This window comes from Kitasatospora sp. NPDC017646, from assembly GCF_044329365.1.
Classification (GTDB): Bacteria; Actinomycetota; Actinomycetes; order Streptomycetales; family Streptomycetaceae; genus Kitasatospora.
In genome coordinates this window covers 20534-29990 of sequence record NZ_JBIRJC010000061.1, presented here as the reverse complement: position 1 = coordinate 29990, position 9457 = coordinate 20534, and the positions used below count along the sequence as shown (strand labels likewise).

Genomic DNA, 9457 nt, shown 5'->3' with positions numbered 1-9457 from the left:
GCTCTCTCCCGCGGCCTCGCCGAGGCCATGGGCGGCAGCCTGGAGGTCGAGGACACCCCCGGGGGCGGCACCACCATGCTGCTCACCCTGCCCGCAGCACCGGAGACGCGGACCGAGGAACCCGACATCGTCCAGTTGGAGAGGAGCGAGGACCGGTGAGCCACGTTCTCGTCGTCGACGACGAACCGGCGCTGCTGCGCACCCTGCGGATCAACCTCCAGGCCCGGCACTACTCGGTGCTCACCGCCGCCACCGGCCAGGAAGCCCTGGACTCGGCAGGCCAGGCACCACCCGACGCCATCGTCCTGGACCTCGGCCTACCGGACTTCGACGGCGTGGACGTGATCCACGGCATCCGCTCCACGCTGACCGTGCCGATCATCGTGCTGACCGGGCGAGCCGACATCGAGGACAAACTCCGGGCGTTCGACGCGGGCGCGGACGACTACGTGACCAAGCCCTTCGTCGTGGACGAACTCCTGGCCCGGCTAGGAGCCGTTCTGCGCCGGCCGCTGGGTGGACTCCCGACGGCTCCCGAGCCGTCGGCGCGGATCGGACCGCACGAGGTCGATCTCGGCGCCGGCACGATCACCGGCCCGGACGGCCCCGTCCGGCTGACCCCGACCGAGTGGAAGATCCTCACCCTGCTGCTGGCCGACCCCGGCCGGCTGGTGCCCGGCAAGCAGATCCTGACCGAGGTCTGGGGCCCGGACGCGGAGGGCAACGGAAACTACCTGAGGGTCTACTTCTCCAGCATGCGGCGAAAGCTCGAACCCGACCCGGGCCGTCCGCGCCACCTGATCACGGAACCCGGGATCGGCTACCGGTTCCAGCCGTGAGAGCGTTCCGGCCGCCCACCCGGACAGATCTTGCGCCAATGCCTCGTCAAGATGATCCCCGGTGGCGTCAAGGACGCGTCAGGGCAGGCGGACGGGCGTTCGGCCGCACCTAGTGTGAGCTGCGAGGAAACGGTTCGCCGTCTGGGCGTGGGGCCTGGCGGCGAACCGTTTGCCGAACCCCGAACCCCGGCGGGTTCCTCCGGGGAAGGTTCGGCGGCCAGTGGGAAACAGGGGGGAGGGGGCGCGCGGCGATGCCAACGGGAACGTCGGGCGGTACGGCTGTCACGGGGAAGACGGTCGCGTCGGACACGGCGCGACAGGAGACAGCCGTACCACCTCCCGGGTCGCGCGTCCCCCGGCACTGGCTCGGAAGCTCCTGGAGCAGCCGGGCCTGGTGGAACACTCCGCGCCTGGTGCGCGGGTTCACCGGTCTCTGCCTGGGCGCGCTGGTCGTCGCCGGCACGGTGACCGCCGGCGTCCTGGGCGGGGCCCGGGACGGCACGGACGTCATCGGCCACCAGGCCGCGCCGCAGGTGGTGCGCTCGGCGGACCTCTACTTCGCGCTCAACGACATGGACGCCCAGGCCGCCGACCTCCTGCTGTTCGGCGCCGACCCGGACTACACGCCGCCGCGCAAGGAGACCCTGGACACCTACGAACAGCGGCGCGCCCAGGCCGACAACGACCTCCAGCGCGTCACGGAAGCGGTGGCGGGCGACCAGGCCGGGCAGCGGGCCGTGCAGACCGTCATCGGCGAACTCGGCCACTACGAGGCCCTGGTGGCCCGCGCCCAGCTGCTGGAGGACCAGGCCCACGCCCCGGCCGGCCACCCCTCGGCGGACGCCCTCGCGGCCTACCGGCAGGCCACCGACCTGCTGCGCCAGCGCCTGCTGCCCGCCGTCGACGACGTGACCAAGGCCAACGCGGCCGTCGTTGAACGCAACTACACCGACCAGCGCGACGCCCTGGCCGACGGCTGGTGGTGGATCCTGCTCACCGGATTGCTGGCCCTGGCCGGGCTCGGGCTGCTGCAGCGGCTGCTGGCTGCGCGGTTCCGGCGGCTGGTGAACGTGCCGCTGGCCGTCACCACGCTGCTCACGGTGGTCGGCCTGGTCACCGCGCTGACGCTGGCCTCCCGCGCGGACCACCACCTGGTGGTAGCCAAGAGCGACTCCTTCGACTCGGTGATCGCCCTCAGCCGGGCGCGCGCGGTCGCGTACGACCTCAACGCCGACGAGAGCCGCTACCTGACCGACCCCGCCCGGGCCGCCGCCTACGAGCAGAGCTTCCTCGACAAGACCCAGTCCTTCGCCCGGGTCGACGGCGCAGGCCCCTCCACGTACAACGACCGGCTCGCCGCACTGGCCGACGAGCACCGGGCCGACCACGGCCAGGTGGGGTTCGGCGGGTACCTCGGCGACGAACTGCGCAACATCACCTTCGCCGGAGAACAGGACGCGGCGGAGCGGGTGCTGGCCGCCTTCCAGCAGTACCAGCGCGACGACCGGAAGATCCGCGAGTTGAACGCGCAGGGCAAGCTGAAGGAGGCCGTCACCTTCGACACGGGCCTCAACCCGGGCCAGTCCAACGCCGACTTCGACGTGCTCAGCGCCGCACTGGAGGACGACGAGGCGATCAACCAGCGTGCCTTCGAGGGAGCGGTCGCCGACGGCGACGACGACCTCGACGCCACCACCGCGGGCCTGGGTGCGGCGGTGTTGGCGGCGGCGCTCGCGCTGACCCCGCTGGGCGTGCGGCCGCGCCTGCGTGAGTTCGCCTGACCGGGGACGCGGCCTCGGTGCGATCAGCGCAGCGCGGCAACGCGAGGACGCCCCCGGGCTGCGAAGCGCTGACGTCACGCCACGGCGTCGGCCGGCATCTCCACGCCGCGGCCGGTGACCAGGTGCACGGCTCCGTCCGCCAGCTGGTAGGACAGACCCACCACGGCGGCACTGCCCGCTTCGACCGCGTGGCCCAGGGCGCGCGAGCGCTCCATCAGCAGGTCGACCGTGTGCCGGACGTGCTCGGCGATGAAGTCGGCGTCCCCGACGCGCCCGGCGGCGCGGGCAGCCAGCACGCTGGGCGTGACCCGCTCGACCACGTCGCGCACGTACCCGCGCACCGTGGTGCCGTCCGAGACAGCGGCCCTGGCTGCGGCCACCGCCCCGCAGGCATCGTGGCCCAGCACCACTACCAGCGGGCAGCCGAGGACACTGATCCCGTACTCGATACTGCCCAGGGATTCCGGACCGACCACGTGACCGGCGTTGCGGACCACGAACAGGTCGCCCAGCCCGCGGTCGAAGATGATCTCCGCGGCGAGGCGGGAGTCCGAGCAGCCGAACAGCACCGCGAACGGCGCCTGCGCGGGCGCGATCTCGCTGCGGCGGGCAGCGTCCTGGTTCGGATGCTCGACGGTGCCGCTGATGAATCGCTGGTTACCGGCCAGCAGTGTCTCGAAGGCTTCCTGGGGCGTGGAGGGCTGCGTCACAGTCATGGCCGCAGGCTACTGGCCCCACTCGGTCACCGCCTGGGCGAGCACCCTTTCGAGTACGACCACTCGGGACGACTGTCACTGCGGACTCACGTGTGGCAGGGCAGGGTCGGACGGGGTCAGCGGGGAGGCTGGAAGTGGCGGATCACGGCTGGCCGCTCGCACCCGGATGGCATGGTGGGAGGAGCAGGGCGGCCATGTGCCCGCCAGTTGCGCCAGGTGTCTGCGGCCACGCCGTGAACCCCGTGGGTTGTGGCACCATGCCCCGGAAGTCGACTTTTTCCGAGGAGAGGATCAGCCATGTCCGACACCGTCACGGGGTCCGCCGCAGAGCCCGCCGGGAGGCCCGCCTTCCGTACCGCGACCCTCGCCGACGTCCCGGCGCTGGTCGAGCTGGTGGAGTCCGCCTACCGGGGCGAGGCGAGCAGGGCCGGCTGGACCACCGAGGCGGACCTGCTGGACGGGCAGCGCACCGACGCGACGAGCGTCGCCGAGGCCGTCGAGGACCCGGACGGCGTGGTGCTGCTGGTCGAGCGCGACGGTGAACTGGTCGCCTGCTGCCAGCTGGAACGGCGCCCGGACCGGGCCTACTTCGGCATGTTCTCGGTGCGCCCGGCGCTCCAGGGCGCCGGGATCGGCCGGGTGGTGCTGGCCGAGGCGGAGCGGGTGGCCCGCGAGGAGTGGGGCGTCGGGCTGCTGGAGATGAGGGTGGTCGAGCAGCGCGGCGACCTGATCGCCTGGTACGAGCGGCGCGGGTTCCGCCGCACCGGCGTCTACAGCCCCTTCCCGTACGGGGACGAGCGCTTCGGCATCCCGCGCCGACCGGACCTCCGCTTCGAGCTGTTGGCCAAGGAGCTGGCGGAGGCCTGAGGGCGGCCGGTTCGGGGCCCGCGTGGGGGCCGCTTCGTTGATCGTTCGATGGTCCGTCGTGTCACTGACACGGAGTCAAGCCGCTGAGCTGGGGCGATGCGCAGATGTCACGCCTCGTTCATGATTGGTCCAGACCAATGTGAGAGGCTGGGGTCGAACGGCAAGGTTCCGTCCGATGCCCAGGGGGGCCATCTCCGCATGCCCGTACTCCATGGCACCGCCATGCCCGCACCCGACACCGGTCCGCACCGGACACCCGCGGACCCCGACCTCCGACTGCCGAGCCCGCCCGACGACGAGGAGCTCTACTGGTACTTCGGCCCGCAGCGCCGCTGGGTGCTGCTCTGCGCCACCCTCTCCTACGCGGGAGCCACCGCCACCCTCGGCCTGTTCGCGCTGAGCAAGCCGCTGCTGTGGCCCTTCCTGGCGCTCACCGTGCTCAACGCCGCCACCTGGCTGCTCTCGCTCACCGACGGCCAGCGCGCCCGCCGCTTCACCCGCGACTCGCACGACCTGCTGCTGCGCGCCTGGAGCCCCGCCCGCCCCCCGAGCGTGGACCTGCTGCTGCCCACCGCCGGCGAACCGCTGGCCGTCCTGGACAACGCCTACCGGCACACCGCCGCCGTCCACTGGCCCGGCGAGCTCACCGTCCTGGTCCTCGACGACGCCGACCGCCCCGAGGTGCGCCGACTCGCCGAGTCCTACGGCTTCCGGTACCGCGCCCGGCCCGACCGGGGCCGGTTCAAGAAGGCCGGCAACCTCAACCACGGACTGGCCGAGGGCGACGGCGAGATCGTCGCCGTGCTCGACGCCGACTTCTGCCCGCGCCCCGACTTCCTGCACCACCTGGTGCCCTACCTCGACAACCCCGGGGTCGGCATCGTCCAGAGCCCGCAGTGCTTCGACACCGACGCCGACATGTCCTGGCTCGAACGCGCCGCGGGGGCGACCCAGGAGATCTTCTACCGCTGGATCCAGCCCTCCCGGGACGCCCAGGACGGCACCGTCTGCTGCGGCACCAACGCGCTCTACCGCCGCGCCGCCCTGCAACGGATCGGCGGCTTCGCCGAGATCGACCACAGCGAGGACCTCTACACCGGCCTCGCCCTCGCCCGCGCCGGATGGAGCACCCGGTACGTGCCCGCGCTGGTCGCCAAGGGCATGTCGCCCACCGGACTGCCCGCCTTCATCAGCCAGCAGTACCGCTGGTGCCTCGGCTCGCTCGCCCTCGTCCGCGACCCGGACTTCCGCCGCGGACCGCTGTCGAGGTCGGCCCGGCTCTGCTTCTGGAACGGCATACTCGGCTACCTGACCAGCGCGGTGAACGTGTTCGCCGTACCGCTGCCCGCCCTGATCATGCTGTTCTTCGCACCCGAGGAGATCCAGCCCTGGCAGGTGCTCCCCTTCCTGCCGCCGATCTGGGTCGCCCTCGTACTGCTGCCCGCGATGTCCCGAACCCGCTGGCGCTTCGAGGTCACCCGGGTCCAACTCCTGGGCGGGCTCTGCCACGTGGTCGCCATCGCCCACGCGCTGCGCCGCCGCTCCGCCGACTGGGTGCCCACCGGCGCCGTCTCGGGCGGGACGTCACTGGCCCGCACCGTCGCCCGGCTCGGCGTCGGCTGGCTCGGCCTGGTCGTCCTCGCGGGCGGCGCGGGCCTGGTGCGCGCCGCGCTGGAGTACGGCTGGCGGCCCTTCTGGGCGCTCGCCGCGCTGCTCGGACTCACCGCGTACACCATGGTCCCGCTGATCCGGGCCCTGCGGCCGCTGCTCGGCGAGGGCCGGGAGGCCGTCGGGGAGGTCGCCCCACCGGTGCGGCGCCGCCCCGGCCTCGACTCCGACCTCGGCTTCGGGCGGGCGGAGGCCGTCGCCGTCACCGCCGTGCTGCTGCTGTGCGGGGTGCTGGCCTCCGGCTGGGCCGATCCGCTGATCTTCTGAACCGTCCGCATCCGTACATCCCTCCGCCGCGTTTCCTTGCGCGTCGCCCCACCGGCGCGGATCCCGCCGCCAGGCCGCCCCATCGGCCCGGCGGGCCCGACCACCGCTGCCAGCCCAGCAAGGAGCACCGCCGTGTCAACGGCCGTACCACCGACGTCGTCCACGTCCCCCGAAGAACTGCTGTCCGGAGTCGTCCGGATGGACCGGCAGGCCGCCGCCCCGGCCCAGGGTTCCGCCTCCGGCGACGTGCTGCCGACGGGAGAGCCCCGCCGCCGCACCGCCTTCCGCCCCGACGTCGAGGGACTGCGCGGCATCGCCGTGCTCTCCGTCCTCGCCTTCCACGCCGCGGTCCCCGGCCCGACCGGTGGCTACGTCGGCGTCGACGTCTTCTTCGTCATCTCCGGTTTCCTGATCACCGGCCTGCTCACCGGCCGTCCGCTCGGCCTGTGGGACTTCGCCGCCCGCCGCGCCCGACGCATCCTGCCCGCCGCCGCCACCGTGCTGGTCGCCACCGCGGCCGCCGGCGGCGCCCTGCTCGACCCGCTGCGCGGCACCGACCTCGCCCGCGACCTGATCGCCGCCGCCGGCCAATTCGCCAACTGGCGCTTCGTCGGCCAGCAGACCGACTACCTGGCCGCCGAACGCGACCCCAGCCCGCTCCAGCACTTCTGGTCCCTCGGCGTGGAGAACCAGTTCTACCTGCTCTGGGGCGTCCTGCTGCTCGGCCTCGCCCGCCACCTGTACGGGCGGCGCCGCACGCTGGCGATCACCCTCGCCACCCTGGCCGTCGGCGGAACCTCGCTGGCCCTCTGCCTGCGCTGGACGGTGACCTCCGCGCCGCTCGCCTACTTCTCCACCGGCAGCCGACTCTGGGAGTTCGCCGCCGGGGCGGGGGCTGCCCTGGTGAGCAGCGCCCTCGCCGCCCGCACGCCGGGGCGCGCCGTGACCCGGGCGCTGCGGCCGCTCGGCTGGGCGGGCCTGGCGGCCGTCCTCGGACCGGTCCTCCTCTACGACCGCACCACCCCGTTCCCGGGCGCGGCCGCGCTGCTGCCCGTCCTCGGGACCGCCGCCGTGCTGCTCGCGGGCCCGTCCGACCGCCTCGTCGGCGGACTGCTCGCCAGCCGCCCGCTGCGCGCCGCCGGGCGCCTCTCGTACGCCTGGTACCTGTGGCACTGGCCGGTGCTGACCATCGCCCAGGCCCGGTACGGCCAGCTGCCCTGGACGGTGCTCCTCGCCCTGACCGCGGCCAGCGCGCTGCCCGCCTGGCTCACCCTGCGCCTCGTCGAACAGCCGCTGCGGTACGGCAGCGGCCCGGCACCCCGGCGTGGCCTCGCCGTCGGCGCCAGCGCCCTGGTCATCCCGCTGATCGCCGCCCTCACCCTCGGCGGCGGCACCGTCCGCGCGCTCGGCGGCACCGCCGACGCCCCGTCGGGGGCCCCCGCGGGGGCCACCGACGGTCCCACGTTGTTCGCCCCCGGCGCCCGGGTGCTCAGCCTCACCCCCTCGCTCGCCCGGGCCCGGGAGGACTTCCCGCCCGGCAAGGGCTGCGAGATCCCGCTCAACGCCGACAGCAGTCCGCGCTGCCTCTTCGGCAACGAGGACGGCCCCGATCGGATCGTGCTGCTCGGCGACTCGCACGCCGGACAGTGGATCTCGGCCGCTCTGAAGATGGCCGAACAGCGGCACTGGGCGCTGGAGGTCCTGGTCAAGCCCGGCTGCCCGCTGGCCACCTTGACCGTGCGCAACGACGTCCTCGGCCGTACCTACGAGGAATGCGACCGCTGGCGCGAGAACACCCTCACCCGGCTCACCTCCGGACCCGAGCCCCGGCTGGTCCTGATGGCAGGCCTCAACCGCTACGGCAGCCAACAGGAGCGGACCGTCGGCTGGACCCGCACCCTGGACCGGCTCGCCGCGCTCGGCGCCCCGCTCGCCTACCTCGGCGACACTCCGATGCCGGGCAAGGACATCCCCACCTGCCTGGCCGCCTCCGACGGACGCTCCGACGCCTGCTCCTTCCCCCGCGACACCGCCTTCGAGCCCGACCCGCTGCTCGACGGCGGCCTCGCGGTCCGCTACGGCGTCAAGACCCTGGACCTGGGAGCGCTGCTCTGCCCGGGCAGCGGGCCGAGCTGCCCGGCGGTGCTGGAGGGCGTGGTGCTCTACCGGGACACCGGGCACATCACGGACACCCTGGCCCAGGTGCTGGCGCCCCGGCTGGACAAGGTGCTGCTGGGCGCGCCGTGATCGGTCCGCACCGTTGAAGGGGGAACCGCCCCGCCCCGCCCCGCGGCGAACCGGCCGCCGACGGGCTCAAGTCAGCCGTAGAAGCTGTGGCATAGGCGGGCCTGCTCCGAACCGGCCGGCCAGCGGCCGATGCGTTCGGCCTGGTCGCAGATGCCGCCCGGGCTGAGCGAGGGGACGGACTGGGCTCCGCCGTTCGGGGCCGGGCGGACGCCGGGGCTCGGGTGCGGGGTGCGGCCGGACCTGGGATGGGCGCCGGGCGTCGGGTGCCGGCCGTCGGCGTGCTCCGGCCCGGCCTGGGCGGCCGCCGGCGTGGCCGGGGCGGCCGCCGGGGTGGCCGGGGCGTCGCCGCTCGCCCGCGCGGACTCCGGGGTGCTCTCCGGGGCGGGGGAGGGCAGCGGGGACGGCGCGGGCGTGCCCTCCGTCAGCAGCTCCGACGGGCTGGCGGAGGGAGAGGCCTCCGGCATGGTCACCACCCGGACGTCGTCCCCCGAGCCCGGACCGCACATCACCAGGGTTGCCGCCAGCAGGGCGAGCGTCCCGCCCGCCGCCGCCCAGACCTTCCGCGAACGGCGCGGCGGCTCCGGATCGGGGGCCACCGGCGGGCCCACGCGCAGCGGGCCCGGCTGGGGCGGAATGGGAACCGGTGGCGGCTGCCAGGCGTCCTGCGGCCACTGCCACTGTCCTTCGGTGGGCTGCCCAGTCATCTGCTCGTCCTTCCAGCGCGCCCCCCGCCGTACCTTTCCCGTGCTCAACGAGCGCGCGGACGCGGGGACATGACCCGGAAGAGGGGTCTGGGCGGGCGTGGATTGCCACCGCGCCACATGCTGGGGGTCATGGAGACCAACAGCACGACCGCACACCTGGTCGAGGTGGCCGAGTTCCGGACCGACAGCCGCTACCGGCTCGTCCACTTCGAGGGCCACGGCTGGGAACCGCTCGCGCCCGAGGAGTTCGAGCCACGGATCCACCAGCTCTTCCCCGGCCTCGACCCGCGCGACCCGGCCAAGGTGCACTGGGCCGACCGGCCCTGGGAATGGCCGGCCTGGCACCCCGGTGAGGCCTGATCCACCGA

8 protein-coding genes are annotated in these 9457 nt (G+C 73.8%); 6 read left to right on the top strand and 2 right to left on the bottom strand.

The annotated features are described in order from the left end of the window. Positions 1-155 precede the first annotated feature (155 nt). Positions 156-839, top strand: a complete 684-nt coding sequence (locus ACH4J0_RS39640; RefSeq protein ID WP_396246055.1) for a response regulator — start codon at positions 156-158, stop codon at positions 837-839. 413 nt (positions 840-1252) lie between these two features. Beyond that, the gene (locus ACH4J0_RS39635) at positions 1253-2620 is read left to right on the top strand and encodes a hypothetical protein (RefSeq protein WP_396246054.1); all 1368 of its coding nucleotides are present in this window, start codon (positions 1253-1255) and stop codon (positions 2618-2620) included. Positions 2621-2694: 74 nt separating this feature from the next. Here ACH4J0_RS39635 and ACH4J0_RS39630 read toward each other — a convergent pair whose 3' ends face one another. Beyond that, positions 2695-3336 (bottom strand): carbonic anhydrase, encoded by a 642-nt coding sequence (locus tag ACH4J0_RS39630; RefSeq protein ID WP_396246053.1) that lies wholly within the window; start codon positions 3334-3336, stop codon positions 2695-2697. Positions 3337-3633: 297 nt separating this feature from the next. On the opposite strand from ACH4J0_RS39630, the gene ACH4J0_RS39625 reads away from it, so the two are divergent. The 3 genes from ACH4J0_RS39625 to ACH4J0_RS39615 all read left to right on the top strand — a co-directional run bounded on the left by ACH4J0_RS39625 (position 3634) and on the right by ACH4J0_RS39615 (position 8385). Further along, complete coding sequence (locus ACH4J0_RS39625; protein ID WP_396246052.1) at positions 3634-4203, top strand: GNAT family N-acetyltransferase; 570 nt, start codon at positions 3634-3636, stop codon at positions 4201-4203. Positions 4204-4401: 198 nt separating this feature from the next. Next, on the top strand, positions 4402-6138 hold the full coding sequence (locus ACH4J0_RS39620) for a glycosyltransferase family 2 protein (protein WP_396246051.1): 1737 nt from the start codon (positions 4402-4404) through the stop codon (positions 6136-6138). A gap of 132 nt (positions 6139-6270) precedes the next feature. Continuing rightward, a complete protein-coding gene (locus ACH4J0_RS39615; protein ID WP_396246050.1) occupies positions 6271-8385 on the top strand; it encodes an acyltransferase family protein in 2115 nt (704 codons plus the stop codon). A gap of 71 nt (positions 8386-8456) precedes the next feature. Here ACH4J0_RS39615 and ACH4J0_RS39610 read toward each other — a convergent pair whose 3' ends face one another. After that, positions 8457-9089, bottom strand: a complete 633-nt coding sequence (locus ACH4J0_RS39610) for a hypothetical protein (protein WP_396246049.1) — start codon at positions 9087-9089, stop codon at positions 8457-8459. A gap of 129 nt (positions 9090-9218) precedes the next feature. Here ACH4J0_RS39610 and ACH4J0_RS39605 point away from each other — a divergent pair, with 129 nt between their 5' ends. Continuing rightward, the gene (locus ACH4J0_RS39605; protein ID WP_396246048.1) at positions 9219-9449 is read left to right on the top strand and encodes a hypothetical protein; all 231 of its coding nucleotides are present in this window, start codon (positions 9219-9221) and stop codon (positions 9447-9449) included. Positions 9450-9457 lie beyond the last annotated feature (8 nt).

What these genes read in the sequence shown, in the direction of transcription:
- ACH4J0_RS39630 (WP_396246053.1), bottom strand. Translation starts at nt 3,336, where the DNA reads ATGACTGTGACGCAGCCCTCCACGCCCCAGGAAGCCTTCGAGACACTG.
- ACH4J0_RS39620 (WP_396246051.1), top strand. Translation starts at nt 4,402, where the DNA reads ATGCCCGTACTCCATGGCACCGCCATGCCCGCACCCGACACCGGTCCG.
- ACH4J0_RS39625 (WP_396246052.1), top strand. Translation starts at nt 3,634, where the DNA reads ATGTCCGACACCGTCACGGGGTCCGCCGCAGAGCCCGCCGGGAGGCCC.
- ACH4J0_RS39605 (WP_396246048.1), top strand. Translation starts at nt 9,219, where the DNA reads ATGGAGACCAACAGCACGACCGCACACCTGGTCGAGGTGGCCGAGTTC.
- ACH4J0_RS39610 (WP_396246049.1), bottom strand. Translation starts at nt 9,089, where the DNA reads ATGACTGGGCAGCCCACCGAAGGACAGTGGCAGTGGCCGCAGGACGCC.